The sequence below is a fragment of the Salmonella enterica subsp. diarizonae genome, from assembly GCF_008692785.1.
In the GTDB taxonomy this organism is placed as follows: Bacteria; Pseudomonadota; Gammaproteobacteria; order Enterobacterales; family Enterobacteriaceae; genus Salmonella; species Salmonella diarizonae.
Map to the genome: position 1 here is coordinate 76206 of NZ_VXJV01000008.1, position 23658 is coordinate 99863.

At 50.5% G+C, this 23658-nt stretch carries 21 protein-coding genes and 3 pseudogenes; 17 read left to right on the plus strand and 7 right to left on the minus strand.

The annotated features are described in order from the left end of the window. Window positions 1-32 precede the first annotated feature (32 nt). The 3 genes and pseudogenes from agaV to agaR form a co-directional block, all read right to left on the minus strand. Window positions 33-530, minus strand: coding sequence for a PTS N-acetylgalactosamine transporter subunit IIB (gene agaV / locus F4V72_RS17020; protein ID WP_023247680.1), 498 nt, complete (start codon window positions 528-530; stop codon window positions 33-35). Between the two features lie 340 nt (window positions 531-870). Continuing rightward, window positions 871-972, minus strand: a pseudogene (locus F4V72_RS17025) (class II D-tagatose-bisphosphate aldolase non-catalytic subunit); the annotation flags it as partial. 48 nt (window positions 973-1020) lie between these two features. Next, window positions 1021-1797 carry a transcriptional repressor AgaR gene (gene agaR, locus F4V72_RS17030; protein ID WP_023247681.1) on the minus strand — a complete coding sequence of 259 codons (777 nt, stop codon included), beginning with the start codon at window positions 1795-1797 and terminating at the stop codon, window positions 1021-1023. A 374-nt stretch (window positions 1798-2171) separates the two neighbouring features. On the opposite strand from agaR, the gene F4V72_RS17035 reads away from it, so the two are divergent. The 3 genes from F4V72_RS17035 to F4V72_RS17045 all read left to right on the plus strand — a co-directional run bounded on the left by F4V72_RS17035 (window position 2172) and on the right by F4V72_RS17045 (window position 4803). Further along, window positions 2172-2357 (plus strand): hypothetical protein, encoded by a 186-nt coding sequence (locus F4V72_RS17035; protein WP_053507895.1) that lies wholly within the window; start codon window positions 2172-2174, stop codon window positions 2355-2357. Between the two features lie 137 nt (window positions 2358-2494). Continuing rightward, window positions 2495-4054 (plus strand): sulfatase family protein, encoded by a 1560-nt coding sequence (locus tag F4V72_RS17040; RefSeq protein WP_024149640.1) that lies wholly within the window; start codon window positions 2495-2497, stop codon window positions 4052-4054. Window positions 4055-4086: 32 nt separating this feature from the next. Beyond that, window positions 4087-4803: an oligogalacturonate-specific porin KdgM family protein gene (locus F4V72_RS17045; protein WP_232081686.1), complete on the plus strand. Its 717-nt coding sequence runs from the start codon at window positions 4087-4089 to the stop codon at window positions 4801-4803. A gap of 266 nt (window positions 4804-5069) precedes the next feature. On the opposite strand, the gene F4V72_RS17050 is transcribed toward F4V72_RS17045, so the two are convergent. Then, on the minus strand, window positions 5070-6335 hold the full coding sequence (locus F4V72_RS17050) for a DUF4427 domain-containing protein (protein ID WP_080168671.1): 1266 nt from the start codon (window positions 6333-6335) through the stop codon (window positions 5070-5072). A gap of 495 nt (window positions 6336-6830) precedes the next feature. On the opposite strand from F4V72_RS17050, the gene hyaA reads away from it, so the two are divergent. From hyaA to F4V72_RS17110, 11 genes are all read left to right on the plus strand, one after another. Continuing rightward, entirely contained in the window at window positions 6831-7949 is a 1119-nt protein-coding gene (gene hyaA, locus F4V72_RS17060; RefSeq protein ID WP_001058306.1) for a hydrogenase 1 small subunit, read from the plus strand. Next, window positions 7946-9739, plus strand: a complete 1794-nt coding sequence (gene hyaB / locus F4V72_RS17065; RefSeq protein ID WP_136058309.1) for a Ni/Fe-hydrogenase large subunit — start codon at window positions 7946-7948, stop codon at window positions 9737-9739. Before hyaA ends, hyaB begins: the two co-directional genes overlap by 4 nt. Before the next feature lie 18 nt (window positions 9740-9757). Then, on the plus strand, window positions 9758-10489 hold the full coding sequence (gene hyaC, locus F4V72_RS17070) for a Ni/Fe-hydrogenase b-type cytochrome subunit (protein WP_000147066.1): 732 nt from the start codon (window positions 9758-9760) through the stop codon (window positions 10487-10489). Beyond that, a complete protein-coding gene (gene hyaD, locus F4V72_RS17075; RefSeq protein ID WP_136058310.1) occupies window positions 10486-11082 on the plus strand; it encodes a hydrogenase 1 maturation protease in 597 nt (198 codons plus the stop codon). Before hyaC ends, hyaD begins: the two co-directional genes overlap by 4 nt. Then, window positions 11072-11476: a hydrogenase-1 operon protein HyaE gene (gene hyaE, locus F4V72_RS17080; protein WP_023247688.1), complete on the plus strand. Its 405-nt coding sequence runs from the start codon at window positions 11072-11074 to the stop codon at window positions 11474-11476. Before hyaD ends, hyaE begins: the two co-directional genes overlap by 11 nt. After that, window positions 11473-12321, plus strand: a complete 849-nt coding sequence (locus F4V72_RS17085; RefSeq protein WP_136058312.1) for a hydrogenase expression/formation protein — start codon at window positions 11473-11475, stop codon at window positions 12319-12321. The genes hyaE and F4V72_RS17085 overlap by 4 nt, the downstream gene beginning before the upstream one ends. 74 nt (window positions 12322-12395) lie before the next feature. Continuing rightward, window positions 12396-13940 carry a cytochrome bd-II oxidase subunit 1 gene (gene appC / locus F4V72_RS17090; RefSeq protein WP_136058313.1) on the plus strand — a complete coding sequence of 515 codons (1545 nt, stop codon included), beginning with the start codon at window positions 12396-12398 and terminating at the stop codon, window positions 13938-13940. 11 nt (window positions 13941-13951) lie between these two features. Next, window positions 13952-15088, plus strand: a complete 1137-nt coding sequence (gene appB / locus F4V72_RS17095; protein WP_136058314.1) for a cytochrome d ubiquinol oxidase subunit II — start codon at window positions 13952-13954, stop codon at window positions 15086-15088. Window positions 15089-15100: 12 nt separating this feature from the next. Then, on the plus strand, window positions 15101-15190 hold the full coding sequence (gene cbdX, locus F4V72_RS17100; protein WP_023247692.1) for a cytochrome bd-II oxidase subunit CbdX: 90 nt from the start codon (window positions 15101-15103) through the stop codon (window positions 15188-15190). A gap of 394 nt (window positions 15191-15584) precedes the next feature. Then, complete coding sequence (locus tag F4V72_RS17105; protein ID WP_001664093.1) at window positions 15585-16859, plus strand: Glu/Leu/Phe/Val family dehydrogenase; 1275 nt, start codon at window positions 15585-15587, stop codon at window positions 16857-16859. A gap of 213 nt (window positions 16860-17072) precedes the next feature. Then, on the plus strand, window positions 17073-18785 hold the full coding sequence (locus F4V72_RS17110) for an alpha,alpha-trehalase (RefSeq protein WP_023247693.1): 1713 nt from the start codon (window positions 17073-17075) through the stop codon (window positions 18783-18785). Window positions 18786-18847: 62 nt separating this feature from the next. Here the strand turns inward: F4V72_RS17110 and F4V72_RS17115 are convergent, their stop codons facing one another. Then, complete coding sequence (locus F4V72_RS17115) at window positions 18848-19102, minus strand: GlsB/YeaQ/YmgE family stress response membrane protein (RefSeq protein ID WP_053528977.1); 255 nt, start codon at window positions 19100-19102, stop codon at window positions 18848-18850. A 168-nt stretch (window positions 19103-19270) separates the two neighbouring features. On the opposite strand from F4V72_RS17115, the gene ycgR reads away from it, so the two are divergent. Beyond that, entirely contained in the window at window positions 19271-20005 is a 735-nt protein-coding gene (gene ycgR / locus F4V72_RS17120) for a flagellar brake protein YcgR (protein ID WP_023247695.1), read from the plus strand. Between the two features lie 13 nt (window positions 20006-20018). On the opposite strand, the gene emtA is transcribed toward ycgR, so the two are convergent. Beyond that, window positions 20019-20630, minus strand: coding sequence for a membrane-bound lytic murein transglycosylase EmtA (gene emtA / locus F4V72_RS17125; RefSeq protein WP_023247696.1), 612 nt, complete (start codon window positions 20628-20630; stop codon window positions 20019-20021). Window positions 20631-20868: 238 nt separating this feature from the next. Here emtA and ldcA point away from each other — a divergent pair, with 238 nt between their 5' ends. Beyond that, a complete protein-coding gene (ldcA, locus tag F4V72_RS17130; protein WP_136058315.1) occupies window positions 20869-21783 on the plus strand; it encodes a muramoyltetrapeptide carboxypeptidase in 915 nt (304 codons plus the stop codon). 95 nt (window positions 21784-21878) lie between these two features. Further along, window positions 21879-23594, plus strand: a pseudogene (locus F4V72_RS17135) (potassium/proton antiporter); the annotation flags it as partial. On the opposite strand, the pseudogene F4V72_RS24850 reads toward F4V72_RS17135, so the two are convergent. Then, a pseudogene (locus F4V72_RS24850) lies at window positions 23550-23657 on the minus strand (hypothetical protein); the annotation flags it as partial. The pseudogenes F4V72_RS17135 and F4V72_RS24850 sit on opposite strands and share 45 nt — an antisense overlap. Window position 23658 lies beyond the last annotated feature (1 nt).

Genomic DNA, 23658 nt, shown 5'->3' on the forward strand with positions numbered 1-23658 from the left:
TGCCGTATGTCGTGATGCGATACGTCATGAACTCATGCACTGGCGGCTAGTTCTATGACATTGACCGGAGTCTGGTCTGGTGTGTTCTGCACGGTACAAGTTACACCGCAGGCGAGAATGCGTCTGAAAGCATCGAGATCTTTTTCATCGACAGAAACCGTTTTGGCTATTTGACGTTTACCTTCATGGAAATGCATATTGCCCACATTGCAATGTTTAATTGGCACACCACCTTCAACCAGACGTGCAACATCCGTTGGGTTATTACACAGAATGAATACTTTCTGCTGTGGGGAGGCTTTATGGATCACGTCAATGGTTTTCTGAATACTGAAGAAACGTACGGCATATTCACCGCCCGCAGAAGCTTTCATTCCCGCCTGCATGAAAGCAGCATTTGGGCCTTCGGCGGCATCATCATTAGCGACCAGAATCAGATTAGCCTCTGTATGTTTTCCCCAGGTAATGCGGATTTGTCCGTGAAGTAAACGCTCATCGATACGAGTCCAGACGATATTTGGCTGAGTCATAAAAATATTCCTGTATTTTATTTTAAAACATAAAGCGTTATAGCTTGTGCCATACGGTTAGCTTTTCCGTCAGCATTTGGTTATTCAGTGTATTATTTTAAAAACTAAGCAATAAGAAACGGGAATACCATACTCAGTAAATAATGAGGGTATTCACTATGATTAATATCTACTGCCATAAATAGTTACTTGCAGTATTATTGTTTTCCGCAATCCACTTTTTTCTCCCGGTAAGTTGATTGTTGCTTAATTTATTACGTTACCCCACTAACAGGCAGATGTTTCAACTTTTTCGAGCGGAATTGTAAATATTACGTCACCTTCATCGACTATTTGTCGCCAGTGTAGCCCCAATAACACGAGGATGGGCAGAACAAACAGAATAAATTCCAATTTGTTCCCCAGCCCTGTGGCACTGAACAAGCTTTTCTAACGAAGGCATTAATTTACTCCACAATTAACATTAATAATGTCACTATGGAGTAAAGCGTTACTTCTCTTTTTCAGCGATAATGACTTCGATTCGCATATCCCGCAAGCGTTGCACATACTCTTCGGGGATATTAGAATCCGTCACCAACACATCAATATCACCAAATTCACGGATCATATGGCAACTGCGTTTCCCAAACTTCGTAGAGTCAGCAACCGCAATCACTTGCTCCGAAATATCACACATTAAGCGGTTAAGACTGGCTTCCTGCTCATTATGTGTCGTGATACCCACTCGCAAGTCAAAGCCATCAACCCCCAGAAAAACCTTGTCAAAACGCACGTTTTTCAGGCTGGCTTCAGCTTGAGAACCAGAGAAAGACATCGCACTCTTACGTAGCACACCACCGGAAATGAGGACCTCCACTCCAGGCGCTGACGCTAACTCCACAGCCACATCCAGCCCATTTGTCATGACCACCACGTTTTCTACTGATTTTAAATTGGCAGCGATTTCACGCGTGGTGGTTCCCGAATCCAGAATGACCGTATCACCATTGTTAATCAATTTTGCAGCAGCCCGCCCAATCAGGGATTTTACGTCAGAATTACGACGACTCTTTTCATTAACAGTAAGTTCAGCAATTACGCCGACGTTCGGGATAGCCGAACCGTGCGATCTGACGATATATCCGTTTTTTTCTAAAAAACTCAGGTCACTACGAATGGTGACACTTGAGACATTGAATCTTTCGGCTAAGTTTTCGACACGAGCTTTCCCCTGCCGGGTTATCACCTCAAGGATTTCCATACGCCTTTCGATTGCTGCCTTCACTTCTGTCTCCTTACGAAACCAAACAAATACCATTCGTTTGGGCTCGAATTAAGATTAATATACTTACGTTTACTTTCAAACAGAAAAAACAAAAGTTATGATCTCTTTCACAAAGTTTCGTCAGTTTGACCATATGTTTGCAAAACCTTACACGTAGGCCCCTATCATATAGCCAGCTAACATACTTTCCAATAGCACGGCTACCACGATATCTGATCAAAGATGCAACTCCGTCACAACCACAACAAAAATCAATATAAACAATAAGTTAATTGTGATATTTTTACTGATAAAGAGCAGATTTACGGTAACAAAAACACAAAAGTTCGTTACCTGGAACAAGATGATTTTTAACGAAATTCCAAATAGCACCAATGGATAATGTAGCAAAAAATGAAAATACCATTATTTACGCTGAAAAAAGAACGCAACTATTAAAGGGTAAAATCTTTGACAAAACAAAAATAGTTAATGAAAATCAATCATATAAAAAACTTACTAACAAAAAAAACTACACTCATGCTCAAAAAGAAGCCAAAAAATGCATGGTGAATCGTTGACCATTTTTGGCAAAAACTTTCACCTTGATCACAAACTCAGACTTTTTATTTTGTTTTCTTACGATTAAATAATATCGTAAGAAAATGAAAACAATAACTGAAAGACAAACGACCTATATCCATCTGGAGTAAAGAACATGTCAGTCACAAGAAGAAACTTGCTCAAAGGACTCGCAGCTTCAAGCGCATTAGGCGCAACAGCAGCAGCTGCCGGTTTAAGTGTTACACACACTACCGATACAGTTGCCACAACTAAAAAAATAACCAAGAAGCCTAATTTGTTAATCGTCTTTCCTGATGAAATGCGGGCACAGTCGCTGGGCTTTATGGGTCAGGATCAATCTATTACACCCTTTATTGATCGATTTGCGAGTCAGAGTGTCGTATTGAGGCAAGCGGTTTCGAACTACCCGCTATGTACACCTTTCCGCGGTATGTTAATGACCGGCCAATACCCATATCGCAATGGGTTACAAGGCAACTGTCATACTGGCGCAAACGGTAATTTTGGAGGGAAAGATTTTGGTATTGAGCTCAAAAAAGAAGCCATAACCTGGTCTGACATTCTTAAGAAACAAGGGTTTAGCATGGGGTACATTGGTAAATGGCACCTTGATGCGCCAGAAGCACCTTTCGTGCCAGGCTACAATAACCCAATAGAAGGACGTTACTGGAATGACTGGACACCACCAGAAAAACGCCACGGTTTCGATTTCTGGTACAGCTATGGCACTTACGACTTGCACCTCAACCCAATTTATTGGAGCAATGATACGCCTCGTGATAAGCCGTTGAAAATAAACCAATGGAGCCCAGAACATGAAGCAGATATGGCCATCAAATATCTACGCAATGAAGGGGGCAAATATCGTAATAACAACGAACCTTTTGCGCTGGTCGTTTCAATGAATCCGCCACATTCGCCGTACGATCAAGTACCACAAAAATATCTTGATCGCTTTAAAAATCAGACATCCCGCACTTTGAATAAACGCCCTAACGTAGTATGGGACAAAACGTATCAGGAAGGCTATGGACCTGAATATTTCAAAGAATATATGGCAATGATTAATGGTGTCGATGAACAATTTGGACGTATTCTGGCTGAGTTGGAGCGCCTGAAACTGGATAAAGATACGCTGGTTGTCTTCTTCTCCGATCACGGGTGTTGTATGGGTTCGAATGGTCAACCCACTAAAAATGTGCATTATGAAGAGGCCATGCGTATTCCAATGATGTTCCGCTGGCCCGGTAAACTACCCGCTTGTCAGGATGATTTGCTTTTCTCTGCCCCCGATATTTATCCGACATTACTAGGATTGATGGGCTTGGGTGAGCACATTCCAGATAACGTTGAGGGTACTGATTTCTCAAAGACTCTTATGGGACATGGTGGCGATAAACGTCCAACCTCACAATTCTATACATTTATGCCTTACGGCGGACAATCTTACGGTAGACGCGGTGTACGAACCGACCGTTATACACTGGTTATTGACCGTAAAATAGGCAAACCACTTACCTATATTTTACATGATAATAAAAATGATCCCTATCAGATGAAAAACATCGCATCAGACAATATGCCTCTGGTGAATAAACTGATTACAGAAGAGCTGATTCCATGGTTGGAACATTCAGGTGATGTTTGGCGCCCAACCGAAGTTTCAGCCAAGGCAGTAAACGCTTATATTTAATAATTAAATTTTATTTCATATATCAAAGGATAATGATGAATACGTTTATTAAATTTATCGTGGCCTCCTCATGTCTTTTTTTTGCAGAACAGGCATTAGCAAATGATTATAAAACAACAATTGAATATCGTCATGATTATCGTGATGGTGTTAAAAAACATGGTGACCGCTTTAAAGTCTACCTCGACACAGGGGAAAATATTGGCTTAGAGTTTGATGCTCGTTACAACAATAAAGATGAGAATCCGTATGACGAGATGCAATTAAATGGCTCTGAGCTATCAGCCTTCTATTACACTAACTTAAATAAGAATACCGTCGGCTTAGCAGGTCTTTCTTTGGACTATAACTCTGATGGTTTAGTTTATATTCCTTATGTTCGTCTAAACTATACCTTTGACAATGGTTTTCGTTTGCAAGGCCGTTATAAATGGAAATTATGGGATTATGGTATGGTCGGAGCCGATGGAAATAGCTATCATTCCAAAATTCAGGAGTTTGATAGTTTCATTGGTTATAAGTATGATCGCTGGGATTTTCTGTATCAGTTCGATATTTTTTGGGAAATGGATTCCAATGCGTTACCTCTTTATAACAATCGCAAATGGGATTATCAGCATAACATTAGGCTCATGTATTCTCTTGATAAGAACTGGCGCCCTTTTATTGAAATTGGAAACATTAAAGAGAATCGTTATACCAGTGAGCGACAAACACGCTATCGTGTAGGTATCAAATATACATGGTAACCGTTAAACGTTCTCAAGAATTCAGATAATAAGTACAACGCTCGGCTGTGGAGAGTGTGGGAGAAGGGTTAACTGGCGATCGGTTATCCCATTCTTCCTGCCACAACTGAGCGAGTGTCATAAAATATTGATCCTGGTCTAAAATTAGTACAGATACACAATCTTAAGTACAATCTCTTTTATATTAGTGTCTATTTTTTAATATTACATTAAAAATCAAAGAGTTAAATTTCACGCAAATCTAAAAAAGTAAGTTCTTTTCTTAATTACCAGTCGACATTCATTGTATGATTATAAAAAGGATACTGGTCCTTTAGTGGCGTCTCATAACTTGGGACAGCATCATAATCATCTTTTCCCCAAACAGAATACCTTCCCGCTTCGATACCAAAACGATGCTTGAGCCATCCAGCGACATGACTTGCGAAAGCTTCTTTTCTTCTTAATGGCCAATCAACAGAAGCCAAATTAACATCTAATAAGTACCTTCCTTCTTTATTCACCTTGATCATTCCAGTTTGCAGTAACGCCCGTACCACCTGGCATTGGTTATCATGAATCCAGACCCAGGCATTTCCAAATTCCATTGCATAACTATCATTTAAGAAATCCTTTTTCGAATACAATTCATTTACATAATTATAAATAGAATCAGCATAATTTTTCACTTTGGATTCAGATAAATTAAAAAAAGCTTCGAATTCGAATGTATTATCATTAATATAAGAAAGTAAATTATCTGGTTCTGAAATCTGAGACCATGACTGTAAATTATCAATAGCGATAATAAATCTGAAGGTGTCCCTCCCAATTACACCTCGATCAATTAAGGTTAAAATATCATGAGCTACGGTAGGGATATCTTCCGCTAATGGAACTATTATTCCCGCGCCCTTTATTTTACTTGATTTAAAATCAAAGCCTGGAGTACTTTCAATGTCTTCCGGAATACCATACTCTTCAATATGATTAAGGAAACTTTTAATATCTCCACGATATGGCCATCGCCATTCGCGTTCATGTGACCAGTCAATCTTACCTGGAACATAAGTAACATATCTATATTGTTCAATCAAAGGGAGAACAGATTCATCAAGGATACGTTCCCCGTTTCTGCCTTGCGAGCATCGAGCATTGTTATGCTGATCCAATCCATATATTACTGGTCTTGCCCCATAATTAAACATTTGCTCTTTAGGTAAAACGATTGCATATAAACCGATTTTTTCATTTCGTTCCAATCGGCGCAACCCAGTTTCTAAATAAGCTGCAATCGGCATATCTGTAAAGCATACAACCGGGGAGTCACCATATACGGTTCGTTGCCCATTTCGGTATGACCAGGACGAGAAAATTTTATGACTACGTAAAGATAATCTAAGTAAATATTTAGCATCAATGAAACGTGAATGGTGCTGATTATTAAAACCACAGTGCTCAGGCAAATAAATATGGCTACCGGTCTCTAAATCAACATCCCGAAAAAAATGAATCAAATAATCGGACAAGTCAAATCTGATGTTGTTTTTCATAGGGGTTCCTCATTCAAACATTCTATTTTTTGCATTCCTTTAAAACCAGCACCACTATTTTATATAAAAATCATCACGAAGTACGCTTCTTTTAACGATTACATCAGATCTCCCCCTCCTTTTGCATCAACTTACGTATCCCTGAAATGGCGAGGCCTGGCTGAATCCACCCGAGGTTCCTCGCTGAAAACCTCATCCCGGGATAAGCTCAACCGTCCTTCCCTGCCGCCGCCCTTTCGCCGAAAAAACGATAATGGGCATAAATATACCGCAATAAGCTATACCCATACTCTTTGCATTGTTTATCCCGGTCAATCAGATACGCTTTTTTCACATAATTTCTGGCGATATACGCCAGTGCAAAGTGAATCGGGATTGTTTTCGCGCTCGCGCGTAACACGATGATTTACCTTGCTGGCAGAACGTCGACGGACCCGCAAAAGCGCCTTATGCCCCTGGCGGAGCGTGGTGCAAAAAGGAGAAAAAATACGCGTTATGAATAACGAGGAGACCTTTTATCAAGCCATGCGTCGTAAGGGAGTGACCCGACGCAGCTTTCTCAAATTCTGTAGCCTTGCCGCCACGTCGCTGGGACTGGGCGCCGGAATGACGCCAAAGATTGCCTGGGCGCTGGAGAATAAACCACGGATTCCGGTTGTCTGGATTCATGGACTGGAATGCACCTGCTGTACCGAATCCTTTATCCGTTCCTCGCACCCGCTAGCCAAAGATGTGATCCTCTCGCTGATTTCCCTCGATTATGACGACACCCTGATGGCCGCCGCCGGAGCACAAGCCGAAGAAGTCTTTGACGATATTACCACTCGCTACGCCGGGAAATACATTCTGGCGGTGGAAGGCAATCCGCCGTTAGGAGAGCAAGGGATGTTCTGTATCAGCGGCGGCCGCCCGTTCATTGAAAAACTAAAGAAAGCCGCCGCTGGCGCCAGTGCTATTATCGCATGGGGAAACTGCGCCTCCTGGGGTTGCGTCCAGGCCGCCCGTCCCAATCCGACCCAGGCAACGCCTATCGACAAAGTGATTACCGACAAGCCGATCGTGAAAGTCCCTGGATGTCCGCCAATCCCGGATGTCATGAGCGCCATTATTACCTATATAGTGACGTTTGATCGTCTGCCGGAACTCGATCGCATGGGCCGTCCACTGATGTTCTACGGTCAGCGTATCCACGATAAATGCTACCGCCGCGCCCATTTTGACGCCGGTGAATTTGTCGAGAGCTGGGATGATGACGCCGCCCGCAAGGGATACTGTCTGTACAAGATGGGCTGTAAAGGGCCAACCACCTATAACGCCTGCTCCTCCACACGCTGGAATGGCGGCGTCTCCTTTCCTATCCAGTCCGGCCACGGATGTCTGGGATGTTCAGAAAATGGTTTCTGGGATCGCGGCTCGTTTTATAGCCGCGTGGTGGATATTCCCCAGATGGGTACCCACTCAACCGCCGATACGGTGGGTCTGACCGCGCTGGGCGTAGTCGCTGCGGGCGTTGGCGGTCACGCGGTCGCCAGCGCGCTCAACCAACGTAAACGCCACAAACAACAGTTAGCGCAAGCCGAACAACAGCCGGACAATGAGGATAAGCAGGCATGAGTAACCAGTATCAAACCCAGGGTTATACCGTTAACAACGCCGGCCGTCGTCTGATCGTGGACCCGATTACCCGCATCGAAGGACATATGCGCTGCGAAGTGAACATTGATGAGCAAAATGTCATCACCAATGCCGTTTCCTGCGGCACGATGTTCCGCGGTCTGGAGATCATTCTGCAAGGCCGTGACCCACGTGACGCCTGGGCGTTTGTTGAACGTATTTGTGGTGTATGTACCGGGGTACATGCTTTGGCGTCGGTGTACGCTATCGAAGATGCGATCGGTATCCAGGTGCCGGATAACGCCAATATTATACGTAACATCATGCTGGCTACGTTGTGGTGTCACGATCATCTGGTCCATTTTTATCAGTTAGCCGGGATGGACTGGATTGATGTTCTGAATGCGCTGAAAGCCGATCCGCGCGCCACCTCGCAGTTGGCGCAAAGCCTTTCCGCCTGGCCGATGTCATCGCCGGGCTACTTCTTTGACGTACAAAATCGGTTGAAGAAATTTGTCGACGGCGGCCAGCTTGGGATATTCCGTAACGGTTACTGGGGACATCCACAGTACAAACTGTCGCCAGAGGCTAACCTGATGGGCTTTGCCCACTATCTTGAAGCCCTCGACTTCCAGCGCGAGATCGTCAAAATCCATACCATATTTGGCGGTAAGAACCCCCACCCTAACTGGATCGTCGGCGGTATGCCATGCGCGATCAATCTCGATCAAAGCGGCGCGGTCGGGGCTATCAATATGGAGCGCCTCAACCTGGTGCAGTCGATCATCACCCGCACTGCCGACTTCATTAACAACGTGATGGTTCCGGACGCGCTGGCTATCGGCCAGTTCAATAAAGCATGGAGTCAAATTGGCACCGGACTGTCGGATAAATGCGTTCTGAGCTACGGCGCGTTTCCGGACATTGCCAACGACTTCAGCCAGCAAAGCCTGTTAATGCCGGGCGGCGCAGTGGTCAATGGCGATTTTAAAAATGTCATGCCGGTAGATTTGGCCGATCCGCAACAGATACAGGAGTTTGTGGATCACGCCTGGTACCGCTATCCGGACGATCAACTGGGTCGTCATCCTTTTGACGGCATTACCGATCCCTGGTACAACCCTGGCGATGTCAAAGGCAGCGATACGCATATCCAGCAGCTCAACGAGCAGGAACGCTACTCCTGGATTAAAGCACCGCGCTGGCGTGGCCATGCCATGGAAGTCGGCCCGCTTGCCCGAACGCTAATTGCCTATCACAAAGGGGATGCCGCCACCATAGAGTCGGTGGATCGCATGATGTCCGCCCTTAAACTGCCGCTCTCCTGTATCCAGTCTACGCTTGGCCGTATTTTATGCCGCGCGCATGAAGCGCAATGGGCCGTCAGTAAGCTGCAGTATTTTTTCGACAGGCTTATGACCAACCTGAAAAACGGCGACCTGGCCACCGCCAATACCGAGAAATGGGAACCGGCCAGTTGGCCGCAGCACTGCCGCGGCATCGGTTTTACCGAAGCGCCTCGCGGAGCGTTGGGACACTGGGCGTCAATACGCGATCAGAAGATCGAACTCTATCAGTGCGTGGTCCCCACCACCTGGAACGCCAGCCCGCGCGATCCTAAAAAACAGATCGGTGCCTATGAAGCGGCATTGATGGGAACGCAAATAGCGATTCCCGACCAACCGTTAGAAATCCTGAGGACGCTGCACAGCTTCGACCCCTGCCTCGCCTGTTCAACCCACGTGCTTGGCGACGACGGCAGCGAACTGATTGCCGTCCAGGTACGCTAAGCGTTAAGGAAAAGAACGATGACTGGAAAGCAATCTCCACGCGTCGGGGAGGCGCGTGATACTGTCGTCAGCCACTATGTGTTTGAAGCGCCGGTACGCCTGTGGCACTGGCTAACGGTGGCCTGCATGTTGGTACTGATGGTAACAGGCTACTTCATTGGCCGACCTCTGCCGTCGGTGAGTGGCGAGGCGACCTATCTGTTTTACATGGGCTATATCCGGCTGATCCACTTTGCCGCCGCGATGATCTTTACCGTGTTACTGCTGGGGCGAATTTATTGGGCCTGTGTCGGCAACCGCTATTCGCGAGAGCTGTTTATCGTCCCGGTCTGGCGTCGCAGTTGGTGGCAAGGCGCTTTCTCCGTGGTTCGCTGGTATCTATTTCTGGAGAAAAAACCGGGGAGCGACATCGGACATAACCCTGTCGCGCAGGCCGCGATGTTCGGCTATTTCCTGTTGTCGGTATTTATGATCCTCACCGGTTTCGCTCTGTTTGGCGAGCATAGCCAATACGCCATCTTTGCGCCGTTCCGCTATGTGGTTGAATTTTTCTACTGGACCGGCGGCAACTCCATCGATATTCACAGTTGGCACCGACTGGGCATGTGGCTGATTGCCGCCTTCATCGTCGGGCACGTTTACCTCGCTATCCGGGAAGACATTATGTCCGACGATACGGTGATCTCCACCATGATCAATGGCTACCGCAGCCACAAATTCCCCAAACCGCACGACAAGGAGACCTCATGAATGCGCAACGCGTAGTGGTGATGGGATTAGGAAACCTGCTGTGGGCCGATGAAGGATTCGGTATCCGGGTCGCGGAGCGTTTGTATGCCCGGTATCACTGGCCTGAAGAGGTAGACATTGTTGACGGCGGTACGCAAGGGCTAAACCTGTTGGGTTACGTTGAGCAAGCCAGCCATCTCCTGCTCCTTGACGCGATCGATTACGGCCTGGCGCCGGGCAGTCTGCGAACCTATGCCGGCGAGAAAATCCCGGCGTATCTCAGCGCCAAAAAAATGAGCCTGCATCAAAACAGTTTTTCCGAAGTCCTGGCGCTAGCCGACATCCGCGGCCATCTACCCTGTCACATTGCGCTAGTCGGCCTGCAACCGGCGCTACTGGACGACTACGGCGGTAGCCTGACCGAAATAGCTCGCGCCCAGCTACCGGCGGCGGAACAGGCCGCCCTGGAACAACTGGCCGCTTGGGGGATCGTACCGCAGGCAAACGAAGCCGCACGCTGCCTGAACTATGAATGCCTGTCGATGGAAAACTATGAAGGAGTGCACATACGTCAGTATCAGACACGTCTGGAGGGTAAGAGAAGTGGCGAATGACACCCCATTTTCTGCGCTATGGCAACGCCTGTTAACCCGGGGATGGCAACCGGTAGAGGCTTCCACGGTAGACGACTGGATCAAACAGGTTGGAGATGGCGTCATCCTGTTAAGTCGCGATCCGCGGCGTACGCCGGAAGTCAGCGATAACCCGGTGATGATCGCCGAACTCCTGCGCGAGTTCCCGCAGTTTGACTGGCAGGTGGCGGTGGCCGACCTTGAACAAAGCGAAGCTATCGGCGATCGCTTTAATGTACGTCAGTTTCCGGCGACGTTGGTTTTTACAGACGGCGAGCTACGCGGCGCGCTCAGCGGTATTCATCCCTGGGCTGAACTGCTCACTCTGATGCGTTCGATAGTTGACACTCCCGCAGCGCAGGAGGCGGCACAATGAGCAACGCCTTTTTTCATCTGCTGGGGCCGGGTACGCAGCCTGATGACGCCAGTTTCTCAATGAATCCCTTACCGCTCACCTGTCAGGTCAATGGCGACCCAAGTATGGCGGCGCTCGAGCACTGCGCTCACAGCCCGGCGGTGATGGCATTGTTGACCGATCTACGAGGTCAGCTTGCCCGGCGCATCCCGGAAGTCGGTGACGTGCTGGGATGGGAGTTATCTCCCCTGAATGCCGATGATCTCTCATTCCTCAATACGCTATTGGGCGAAGGCGAAGTCTCGGTACGCATTCAGCATCCGGACGGGAGTGAAAGCGAGATCCAGGAGACCATCTTCTGCGGCCTTTGGCGGGTACGCCATCTGTACAACCGACGTCTGCTGACGGATCGTCTGGAAGCGGGTAGCGCGCCCCTGACATTGTGGCAAGTGGCTACTGCCGATACGCTGCCTGACGACACTCTGCTGCCTCCGCCTGTCGCCGGTCTGATGAATGGACTGCCGCTGGCCCATGAATTATTGGCGCACGTACGCGATCCGGCGATGCAACCCCACAGTATCAATTTGACCCAACTGCCGCTCAGCGAGGCCGATCGTCTTTTTCTGGCGCGCTTATGCGGACACGGGAACATCCAGATTCGCATCTCCGGGTATGGCGAAAGTCAAATCAACGCCACGGCATTGCGCCATCTCTGGCATGTGCGCTGTCTGGACGCCCTTAAAGGGCTGTTGCTCGACAGCTATGAGATTTGTCCTTTGCCGGAGCTGGTACTGGCGGCCCCGGAAGATCTGGCCGATTCGCGCCAGCGCCTGGATGAAGTCTGCCGATGGCTGGAGACGCGCTAACGCTCTCAACAGGAACGTAACCGGTGTCCGGTACTGATTAGCTTTTTACTCTCTTTCTGCCTACAGGAGTTAGCATGTGGGATGTCATTGACTTATCGCGCTGGCAGTTTGCACTGACCGCGCTGTATCACTTTTTATTTGTTCCCCTTACGCTTGGGCTGATTTTTTTGCTGGCCGTCATGGAGACGATCTATGTGGTCACAGGGAAAACCGTCTACCGCGATATGACGCGTTTCTGGGGCAAGCTCTTCGGGATCAATTTTGCTCTCGGTGTGGCTACCGGCCTGACCATGGAGTTTCAGTTCGGGACTAACTGGTCGCTCTATTCCAACTATGTGGGCGATATTTTCGGCGCGCCGCTGGCGATGGAAGCGTTACTGGCCTTCTTTCTCGAATCTACTTTTGTCGGCCTGTTCTTTTTCGGCTGGCAGCGGCTGAATAAATACCAACACCTGCTGGTCACCTGGCTGGTGGCCTTCGGCTCCAATATTTCAGCATTATGGATTCTGAACGCCAATGGCTGGATGCAGCATCCTACCGGCGCTCACTTCAACATCGATACGTTACGGATGGAAATGAGCAGCTTCAGCGATCTGGTCTTTAACCCGGTGAGCCAGGTGAAATTTGTCCATACCGTTATGTCCGGTTATGTCACCGGCGCCATGTTTATTATGTCCATCAGCGCCTGGTATCTGCTACGTGGTCGCGAGCGTGAGGTGGCCTTACGCTCGTTTGCTATCGGCTCAGTATTCGGCACCCTGGCCATTCTGGGAGCCCTGCAACTGGGGGACAGTTCGGCCTACGAGGTCGCCCGGGTTCAGCCGGTGAAACTGGCGGCGATGGAAGGCGAATGGCAAACCGAACCCGCGCCCGCGCCGTTTCATCTGATTGCCTGGCCGCAGCAGGAACAGGAGCGTAATGCATTTGCCGTGAAGATCCCTGCTCTGCTGGGTATTCTGGCCACCCATTCGTTGGATACGCCGGTTCCGGGATTAAAAAACCTGATGGACGACACTCTGCCGCGCCTGAAGCGTGGCCGGGAGGCCTGGCTACTCATGCAGGAGATAGCGCAAGGCAATCGCTCACCGCAGGTACTGAATGCTTTTCACGCCGTTGAGGGCGATCTGGGGTACGGCATTCTGCTGGCGAAATATGCCCCGGATATGAACCATGTAACACCGGAGCAGTATCGTGCGGCCCAGCGTGGCGCTATTCCTCAAGTGGCGCCGGTGTTCTGGAGTTTCCGTATTATGGTCGGCTGCGGTTCGCTGCTGTTAGTGGTGATGTTGATTGCGTTGATACAGACGCTGCGAATGCGTATCGACCAGCATCGCTGGGTATTGCGTATGGCGCTCTGGAGCCTGCCGTTACCGTGGATTGCCATTGAAGCCGGTTGGTTTATGACGGAGTTTGGCCGTCAGCCCTGGGCGATTCAGGACATTCTGCCGACCTGGTACGCTCACTCCACGCTGACGCCAGGCCAGTTGGCCTTCTCAATGGGGCTTATCCTCGGACTTTACACCCTGTTTTTAATCGCGGAAGTCTATCTGATGCAGAAGTACGCGCGTCTTGGGCCGAGCGCCATGCAACGTCAACAACAAGCGCAACAACAGGGATAAAGGAGACAATCATGTTGGATTATGAAACGTTGCGGTTCATTTGGTGGCTGCTGATCGGCGTCATCCTGGTGGCATTTATGGTAACTGACGGGTTTGATATGGGTGTCGGTTGCCTGCTCCCGCTGATAGCGCGCAACGATGACGAACGCCGGGTATTGATCAATAGCGTGGGTGCCCACTGGGAAGGAAACCAGGTATGGTTGATCCTCGCGGGCGGGGCATTATTCGCCGCCTGGCCACGGGTCTATGCCGCCGCGTTTTCCGGTTTTTATGTGGCGATGATCCTGGTGCTGTGTGCCCTCTTCTTTCGCCCGCTGGCCTTTGATTATCGGGGTAAAATCGCCAATGCCCGCTGGCGTGCACTGTGGGATACCGGTCTGGTTATCGGCAGTCTGGTTCCTCCGCTAGTATTCGGCATCGCGTTCGGCAACCTGTTTTTAGGCGTGCCGTTTGCCTTCACGCCGCAGCTTCATGTTGACTATTTTGGTACCTTCTGGCAGTTACTCTCGCCCTTTGCCCTACTGTGTGGATTATTGAGTCTGTCATTGGTGGTGATGCAAGGAGGCGTCTGGTTACAGTTGAAAACGGAGGGCGTTATTCGTCAACGGGCTCTGTCGGCCACCCGCCACAGCGCACTGCTGGTCGTGCTCTGCTTCCTGCTGGCCGGGTACTGGCTGTGGGCCGGCATTGATGGCTTTGTCTTACTCGCGCAAGATGCCAACGGTCCTTCCAATCCGCTCTTAAAAGGCGTGGCGATACTCCCTGGCGCCTGGATGAATCACTTTATACGCTCGCCGCTACTGCTCATCATCCCGTTGCTCGGTATGCTACTGCCGATTCTGGCCTTCTATGCCTGCCTTCGCGGTCGGACTATTCGTGGATTTCTGTTCGCTTCCCTGACCCAGTCCTGCGTCATCTTTACCGCCGGAATAACGCTATTTCCTTTTGTGATGCCGTCGAGTGTTAGTCCTCTCTCCAGCCTGACGGTGTGGGACAGCACCTCCAGCCAGATGACGCTCGAAATCATGCTGGTGATTGTGCTGATTTTTCTGCCGATCGTACTGCTCTATACGCTGTGGAGCTATTACAAAATGTTGGGGCGTATCAACCTGGAGACCCTCCGCCGCAACGATCATGAACTTTATTAGGGAGCGGGAGCGATGTGGTATTTACTGTGGTTTGTCGGCATTCTGCTGATGTGCTCACTGTCGACGCTGGCGCTGATATGGCTTGAATCGCGTCAACAATAAAGAGGTAAACCGGGGCCAGCGTCGTCTGACTCCGGTTATTTTTATCTTTTTACGCGCCTGGCGAAGACGTTTCCCCGCCGACAGGACGACATAACATTGATACATGTCGTTATCATAACGTTTACTTTTAGAGGTGCGTCATAATTATGACAAATAGCCGCCTTTAACACATTGTGCATATTTAAGCAATTAATCGCATAGTTAGCGACATATCACCTCTTATCCCGGATAATTAACCACTTCCCACCCAAAATCATAGCGAAAATCCAACCGCCTGCCGTTTTTGATCTGAGTCAATTGTTTAAAAAAGTGTTAAATTTATCGCTACATGGTGTGATCTACTATGTACCACGGTCAATTAAAGAACATATTACTTTTATCACTAAGGTTTATCATGGATAAGTTATCTTACGCTTCAGATAGCAGCACATCTGCCTGGAATACCTACCTGCAACAAATCGAGCGTGTGGCCCCTTATCTGGGCGAGTTATCCCCCTGGGTGGATACTCTGCGCCACCCGAAACGCGCTCTGATCGTCGATATTCCGGTGCAAATGGATGATGGTACTATTCGTCATTTCGAAGGATATCGCGTGCAGCACAACCTCTCCCGAGGTCCGGGTAAAGGCGGTGTTCGCTACCATCCTGACGTTGATCTCAATGAAGTGATGGCCCTGTCAGCATGGATGACCATCAAATGTGCGGCGCTAAACCTGCCGTATGGCGGCGCCAAAGGCGGCATCCGCGTCGATCCGTTCTCGCTGTCGGAAGGTGAACTGGAGCGTTTGACCCGCCGCTATACCAGCGAGATTGGCATTATCATCGGGCCACAGAAAGATATTCCTGCGCCGGATGTCGGCACCAACGGTAAAGTGATGGCCTGGATGATGGATACGTATTCCATGAATCACGGCACTACGGTCACTGGCGTCGTCACCGGTAAACCTATCCATCTCGGTGGTTCGCTGGGCCGTGAAAAAGCGACGGGGCGCGGCGTTTTCGTCAGCGGCCTGGAAGTCGCGCGTCGGGCAAATATCGCCGTTGAAGGCGCTCGCGTTGCGGTTCAGGGTTTTGGTAACGTCGGCAGCGAAGCTGCGCGTCTGTTTGCCGGCGCTGGCGCCCGTGTCGTAGCGATTCAGGATCATACCGCGACCCTGTTTAACGCCACCGGTATTGACATGAAGGCGCTCACGGCATGGCAGATAGAACACAAACAGATAGCCGGTTTCCCGGGCGCAGAAACTATCGCCAGCGATGCATTCTGGCGTCTGGAGATGGATATCCTGATCCCGGCGGCGCTTGAAGGTCAGATAACCCGTCAGCGCGCGGAAGCCCTGACGTGTAAGCTGGTGCTGGAAGGGGCAAACGGCCCGACCTATCCGGATGCTGATGATGTTCTGGCCAGCCGTGGTATCCTTGTGGTGCCTGACGTGGTCTGTAACGCCGGCGGCGTAACCGTCAGCTACTTCGAATGGGTACAAGATATGGCCAGCTTCTTCTGGAGCGAAGAAGAGATCAACGCGCGCATGGACAAAATCATGACCGACGCGATCGTCCATGTCTGGGAGAAAGCGGCTGAGAAATCCTGCTCTCTGCGAACCGCAGCCTATATTGTCGCCTGTGAGCGCATTCTGTTGGCCCGTAAAGATCGCGGTATCTATCCGGGTTAAGGCTACAAGTCATTGCGCTAAAATCCACGTCCCGGCGTGGATTTTTTGTCTGTATACCCCATTTTCCACGCGCGCGCCGATAAATTCTGTCTGAATAAAATGTCTGTTTGTTCGCAAAATAGCGGTTCAATCACGCGTATCTGGTCATCGTAGGCTAAGGTTTTGTCATGGTAAATGCCGTTGGCTTTGGCTCACCGCTAAGGAGATAACTTGATGATACCCCCCGAGATTCGCCGTTCTGTTCTGCTGGAAAAAGCCATAAAACTGGCGCTGGCAGGGACGCTGCTGACATTTGCATCGTTTTCGGCGACGGCCGCAGACTCTTCTTCCGACACCGAAACTCCACCGCCGCCGGATATTTTGCTTGGCCCGCTCTTTAATGATGTCCAGAATGCAAAACTCTTCCCCGATCAGAAAACCTTTGCTGACGCCATACCTAATAGCGATCCGCTCATGATTCTTGCGGATTATCGTATGCAGCGGAACCTGTCCGGCTTCGATTTGCGTCATTTTGTTGATGTTAACTTCACCCTGCCGAAAGCGGGTGAAAAATATGTCCCGCCTGCCGGGCAGTCATTGCGTGAACATATTGATGGCCTGTGGCCGGTGCTGACCCGTTCAACTAAAAACGTCGAAAAGTGGGACTCGCTCTTGCCGTTGCCTGAGTCCTATGTCGTACCGGGTGGGCGATTCAGAGAAATTTACTACTGGGATAGCTACTTTACGATGCTGGGGCTGGCGGAAAGCGGGCACTGGGATAAAGTTGCGGATATGGTGGCGAACTTTGGTTACGAAATTGACGCCTGGGGGCATATTCCTAACGGCAACCGTACCTACTACCTGAGTCGTTCGCAGCCGCCTTTCTTTGCGTTTATGGTTGAGTTACTGGCGCAACATGAAGGTAACGATGCGCTGAAAGAATACCTGCCGCAGCTACAAAAAGAGTACGCCTACTGGATGGAAGGCGTTGAGACATTGCAGCCAGGGCAACAAAACCAACGCGTCGTCAAACTGGAGGACGGCAGCGTTCTCAACCGCTACTGGGACGATCGGGATACGCCCCGCCCTGAATCCTGGGTTGAAGATATCGCTACCGCCAAAAGCAACCCCAACCGCCCGGCAACCGAGATCTATCGAGACCTCCGCTCTGCCGCCGCCTCTGGCTGGGATTTCAGCTCCCGCTGGATGGATAATCCGCAGCAGCTCAGTACCATCCGAACCACCACGATTGTCCCTGTCGATCTTAACGCTCTGCTGTATAAGCTGGAGAAAACCCTCGCCCGCGCCAGCGCTGCGGCGGGCGATCAGGCCAAAGCCTCGCACTATGACGCGCTGGCCAACGCGCGGCAAAAAGCCATTGAAATGCATCTGTGGAATAACAAAGAAGGCTGGTATGCCGACTACGATCTGAAGAGTAATAAAATCCGTAACCAACTCACCGCTGCCGCACTGTTCCCGCTCTATGTAAACGCCGCCGCGAAAGAGCGCGCCGCGAAAGTGGCGGCAGCGGCCCAGGCACATCTGCTACAGCCTGGCGGTCTGGCTACCACCTCGGTGAAAAGCGGACAGCAGTGGGATGCGCCAAACGGCTGGGCGCCGTTACAATGGGTCGCCACCGAAGGATTGCAAAATTATGGGCAGGATAACGTGGCAATGGAAGTGACCTGGCGCTTTTTAACCAATGTGCAGCATACCTACGATCGCGAGAAAAAACTGGTCGAAAAATATGACGTCAGCAGTACCGGAACCGGCGGAGGCGGCGGCGAATATCCCCTTCAGGACGGCTTTGGCTGGACCAACGGCGTGACGCTGAAAATGCTCGATCTGATTTGTCCGCAGGAAAAACCGTGTGATAGCGTACCGTCTACTCGTCCGGCATCGTTAAGCGCGACGCCAACAAAAACGTCGTCCGCGGCGACGCAGTAACGCACGTTTATAGTAGGTTGACCCGGCACTGACCGGGTCAACGCTTAAACGTTCTGCAGCGGTTAGCCGCGTCGCAGGAGGCGGAAAATCACCAGCACCACGATCGCGCCTACCACGGCGACCAGGAAACTGTGCAGATCAAAGCCGCTGATACTGCCGCCAATACCAAACATCGTCGCCAGCCATCCGCCAACGACCGCCCCGACGATACCGAGAATACAGGTCAGGATAAATCCCCCGCCATCGCGCCCCGGCATAAGCAATTTGGCGATAACGCCGGCAATCAAACCAAAAACAATCCAGGCGATAATTCCCATTTGCAAACCCTCTTTCCAGTAAAAACGTTTTAAGTATAGGCAAAGTCGGACGCCGCACTTCTGAACATTGATTTATCTCGTGGGCGTAAAAATTTATTTATCGCTATTAAGTTCTTTCAACAGATGCCGATAACCCAACGATAGTCTGTGTATCAGGGGTTATTTCGTGTGAGTGGTTACAATGAGCAGTTCCTGAAAAAAAATCCATTAGCGATATTAGGCGTGCTACGGGATTTAAATAAAAATCAGGTTCCACTGCGTATTTCATGGGCGAAGGGGCAATTCATCAGTAAAATTTTGGCGGTAGACCCGGAAAAACTCATCATGGATTACGGCAGCCAGGAATATGAAAATAGCGCCGTATTACGCGCCGGGCAGGTAGCCATTATCGCAGAAACGCAGGGCGCAAAAGTCGAGTTCACGTTGCCGCAGCTCGTCGCAGGTCACTATCAGCAGCTTCCGGCCTTTATCACGCCCCTGCCGTCCTCACTGTGGTTTGTCCAGCGCCGGGAGTATTTTCGCATTGGCGCACCGCTGTATCCGCCTTACTACGGCGTCACCACGCTACCGGACACCCATACGTTACGTTTTCGCCTGTTTGATCTTTCTCTTGGCGGCATGGGCGCGCTACTGGAATCCGCCATCCCCGACGGATTAACGGAAGGCGCACGCTTTTCGCAGGTTGAACTGAACATGGGGCAATGGGGGATTTTTCACGTTGACGCCCAGCTTATCGCCATCAGCGAACGTAAGGTGATTGATGGGAAAAATGAAACGATCACCACTCCCCGCCTGAGCTTTCGTTTCCTTAACGTTAGCCCGGCGGTGGAGCGGGAGTTACAGCGGATTATTTTTTCGCTTGAGCGCGACGCCCGAGAAAGAGCGAATAAAGTACGAGAATAATCTTCACGCTAAACTACATGGCGTCCAGCGCCTGCTGAAGCTTCCAGATATAGCGCGGCGCCTGCGGCGCGGGATGATTATCAACAACATGTTCAAAAAACTCGTCCGCATCCAGATCGTTAATTTTTTCTATCGCCTTCTTCCTGTCGGATGAAAAAGTACGCAATAATGCGCCTGCACCGTTAGCATAAGAGACGACCAGCGCATATTGCATCACCTGCGGATCTTTGATGCCGGCCAGCGGCCCATTTTCCAGAATGCTCAGATACGCCGCGCCCATTGAGATGTTACGCTCAGGGTTTTTCAGCTCGCCGGTGGTCGGTTCGCCACGCCAGCCCATACGACGGTAAACGTCGCGCCCGGAGGTCGACGCCTTTAGCTGCATCAGGCCAATCGCATTGGACTTACTGACCGCATTAGGGTTGCCGCCGGATTCAATAGCGATAATCGCGGTGATTAAATGCGGATCAACCCCCCATGCCGCTCCGGCTTTTTCACTGATGGGCATCCACTGCATCGCACGCTTTACAGGCACTTCGGCATTCCACGGCGGATTCCTGTAATCCTGTTTTGAGCTACAGCCAGCCAGTATTACTACCAAAAAAGCAAACCATCTTAATTTCACGTCATCTATCCTTATAGCCGGAACTTGTCGCTGAGGCGCAATGTCCGCTGACCATCGCCCTGTCACACAGGTCTGGCGCGCTCATTAACCTCTTGTCGGCCAGGGACGAAATCACCCCGGCCAGGCACTCAGGCTGCCGCCCTCATTGCGTCATACAGAAACGCTGCACAACGAGGGACATCGCCTAATATATGCGGCATGATATACATTTGCATTCTATTGTCAGCAAGGAATTGCCATGTCTCTGTTTCATTTAATCGCCCCCTCAGGCTACTGTATTAACCAACAGGCCGCGTTACGCGGCGTTCAGCGCCTGACCGACGCAGGTCATCAGGTGGAGAATAACGAGGTGATTCGCCGCCGCTATCAGCGTTTTGCCGGTACGGACGCGGAACGGTTGGCCGACGTTAATTCGCTGGCCTCTCTGGCCACGCCGGATACGATTGTCATGCCGGTGCGCGGTGGCTATGGTGCCAGCCGCTTACTGGACCGTATTGACTGGCAAGCGATCGCCTCCCGGCAACAGCGCGCCCCCTTACTCATTTGCGGTCATAGCGATTTTACGGCGATTCAGGCTGGACTCCTGGCGCAGGCCAATGTCATCACCTTTAGCGGTCCTATGCTGGCGGCAAATTTTGGCGCCGAAACGCTGAATGCGTTCACCGAGCAACATTTCTGGCTGGCGCTACGCAAGGCGCAATTTACCGTAGAGTGGCAAGGCGACGGCCCTCAGTGCGACGTACAAGGCACCTTATGGGGCGGAAATCTGGCGATGTTGATTTCCCTTATCGGTACGCCCTGGATGCCGACTATCGATAAAGGAATTTTAGTGCTGGAAGATGTCAATGAGCATCCTTTCCGGGTCGAGCGTATGCTTTTGCAACTGGAGTACGCCGGAATTTTAAACCGTCAGAGCGCCATCATTCTCGGCAGCTTTAGCGGTGCGACGCCCAACGAGTATGACGCGGGCTATTCTCTGGAGAGCGTCTACGCGTTTTTACGTTCCCGTCTGTCCGTTCCGCTGATTACCGGTCTCGACTTCGGGCATGAACAGCGTACAGTGACGCTCCCTATCGGGGCAAACGCTACGCTTAAAAATACGCGCCAGGGTACTCAACTCACTTTATCCGGTCATCCTACGCTGCAATTGTAAAAAAACCGCCGACAGGCTAAGTAAAACGCTGTCCCGGCCGTTATTATGTTAATGTTAAATAATACGAAGTCGCGTAAGTCAGGAGATAGAAAACGTTGGATGCTGCAACAATTATTAGTCTATTTATTTTAGGTTCCATCCTTGTAACCAGCAGTATCCTGTTAAGTTCATTCTCATCGCGGCTAGGTATCCCGATTCTGGTCATCTTCCTCGCCATTGGGATGTTAGCCGGTGTGGATGGCATCGGCGGTATTCCTTTCGATAATTATCCTTTCGCTTATATGGTCAGTAACCTGGCGCTGGCGATTATTTTACTCGATGGCGGAATGCGCACTCAGGCCAGCTCTTTCCGGGTAGCGCTGGGCCCCGCGCTGTCGCTGGCGACGCTCGGCGTGCTGATCACGTCGGGGCTAACAGGTATGATGGCCGCCTGGCTGTTTCATCTGGATCTTATCGAAGGTCTGCTCATTGGCGCAATAGTCGGTTCCACTGACGCTGCGGCGGTCTTTTCTCTGCTTGGCGGTAAAGGGCTAAACGAACGTGTAGGCTCCACGCTGGAGATCGAGTCGGGTAGTAACGATCCGATGGCCGTTTTTCTGACCATTACATTAATTGAGATGATCCAGAAACATGAAACCGGTCTGGACTGGATGTTTGCCGTCCATATTATCCAGCAGTTCGGTCTCGGTATTGTTTTTGGCCTGGGCGGGGGTTATCTGTTACAACAGATGATTAATCGAATTTCCCTGCCCAGCGGCCTGTATCCGATGTTGGCGCTCAGCGGCGGTATTCTGATTTTTGCCTTGACGACCGCGCTTGAAGGCAGCGGTATTCTCGCGGTCTATCTGTGCGGATTCCTGTTAGGAAACCGCCCGATTCGCAACCGTTACGGCATTCTGCAAAACTTTGACGGACTGGCCTGGCTGGCGCAGATCGCGATGTTCCTGGTACTGGGGCTGCTGGTGACGCCTTCCGATCTATGGCCGATTGCCGTCCCTGCGCTCATTCTCTCTATCTGGATGATTTTCTTCGCCCGCCCACTGTCGGTGTTTACCGGCCTGCTGCCATTTCGCGGCTTCAATCTTCGGGAACGCATTTTCATCAGTTGGGTCGGACTGCGCGGCGCGGTGCCGATTATTCTCGCCGTTTTCCCGATGATGGCCGGGCTTGAAAACGCTCGCCTGTTCTTTAATGTCGCTTTCTTTGTGGTACTGGTGTCGCTGCTCCTGCAGGGAACATCGCTGTCATGGGCGGCGAAAAGAGCCAAAGTGGTCGTGCCTCCGGTTGGCTGGCCAGTATCGCGCGTGGGGCTTGACATCCATCCTGATAATCCGTGGGAGCAATTCATCTATCAGTTGAGCGCGGACAAATGGTGCGTCGGCGCGGCGTTGCGCGACCTGCATATGCCGAACGAAACCCGCATTGCCGCGCTATTTCGCAATAATGAACTGTTTCATCCCACTGGCAGTACTCGCCTGCGGGAAGGCGACGTACTATGCGTGATTGGCCGGGAGCGCGATCTGCCAGCGCTGGGCAAATTGTTTAGCCAGTCGCCGCCAGTTTCGTTAGATCAGCGTTTCTTTGGCGATTTTATCCTCGAAGCGAGTGCGAAATTCGCCGACGTGGCGCTTATCTACGGGCTGGAAGAAGGAACGGAATACCGGGATAAACAACAAACCCTGGGTGAAATCATACAGCAACTGCTGGGCGCCGCGCCGGTCGTCGGCGATCAGGTGGAGTTTGGCGGCATGATTTGGACGGTAGCTGAAAAAGAAGATAACGTGGTACGCAAGATTGGGGTACGCGTCGCCGAAGACGAAGCAGAATAAGGTCGCCTGAAAACGTCGACCGGCCCACCAGGTGAACCGGTCGATA

What these genes read in the sequence shown, in the direction of transcription:
- agaV (WP_023247680.1), bottom strand. Translation starts at nt 530, where the DNA reads ATGACTCAGCCAAATATCGTCTGGACTCGTATCGATGAGCGTTTACTT.
- F4V72_RS17035 (WP_053507895.1), top strand. Translation starts at nt 2,172, where the DNA reads ATGGATAATGTAGCAAAAAATGAAAATACCATTATTTACGCTGAAAAA.
- F4V72_RS17040 (WP_024149640.1), top strand. Translation starts at nt 2,495, where the DNA reads ATGTCAGTCACAAGAAGAAACTTGCTCAAAGGACTCGCAGCTTCAAGC.
- F4V72_RS17045 (WP_232081686.1), top strand. Translation starts at nt 4,087, where the DNA reads ATGATGAATACGTTTATTAAATTTATCGTGGCCTCCTCATGTCTTTTT.
- F4V72_RS17050 (WP_080168671.1), bottom strand. Translation starts at nt 6,335, where the DNA reads ATGAAAAACAACATCAGATTTGACTTGTCCGATTATTTGATTCATTTT.
- hyaA (WP_001058306.1), top strand. Translation starts at nt 6,831, where the DNA reads ATGAATAACGAGGAGACCTTTTATCAAGCCATGCGTCGTAAGGGAGTG.
- hyaB (WP_136058309.1), top strand. Translation starts at nt 7,946, where the DNA reads ATGAGTAACCAGTATCAAACCCAGGGTTATACCGTTAACAACGCCGGC.
- hyaC (WP_000147066.1), top strand. Translation starts at nt 9,758, where the DNA reads ATGACTGGAAAGCAATCTCCACGCGTCGGGGAGGCGCGTGATACTGTC.
- hyaD (WP_136058310.1), top strand. Translation starts at nt 10,486, where the DNA reads ATGAATGCGCAACGCGTAGTGGTGATGGGATTAGGAAACCTGCTGTGG.
- F4V72_RS17085 (WP_136058312.1), top strand. Translation starts at nt 11,473, where the DNA reads ATGAGCAACGCCTTTTTTCATCTGCTGGGGCCGGGTACGCAGCCTGAT.
- appC (WP_136058313.1), top strand. Translation starts at nt 12,396, where the DNA reads ATGTGGGATGTCATTGACTTATCGCGCTGGCAGTTTGCACTGACCGCG.
- appB (WP_136058314.1), top strand. Translation starts at nt 13,952, where the DNA reads ATGTTGGATTATGAAACGTTGCGGTTCATTTGGTGGCTGCTGATCGGC.
- cbdX (WP_023247692.1), top strand. Translation starts at nt 15,101, where the DNA reads ATGTGGTATTTACTGTGGTTTGTCGGCATTCTGCTGATGTGCTCACTG.
- F4V72_RS17105 (WP_001664093.1), top strand. Translation starts at nt 15,585, where the DNA reads ATGGATAAGTTATCTTACGCTTCAGATAGCAGCACATCTGCCTGGAAT.
- F4V72_RS17110 (WP_023247693.1), top strand. Translation starts at nt 17,073, where the DNA reads ATGATACCCCCCGAGATTCGCCGTTCTGTTCTGCTGGAAAAAGCCATA.
- F4V72_RS17115 (WP_053528977.1), bottom strand. Translation starts at nt 19,102, where the DNA reads ATGGGAATTATCGCCTGGATTGTTTTTGGTTTGATTGCCGGCGTTATC.
- ldcA (WP_136058315.1), top strand. Translation starts at nt 20,869, where the DNA reads ATGTCTCTGTTTCATTTAATCGCCCCCTCAGGCTACTGTATTAACCAA.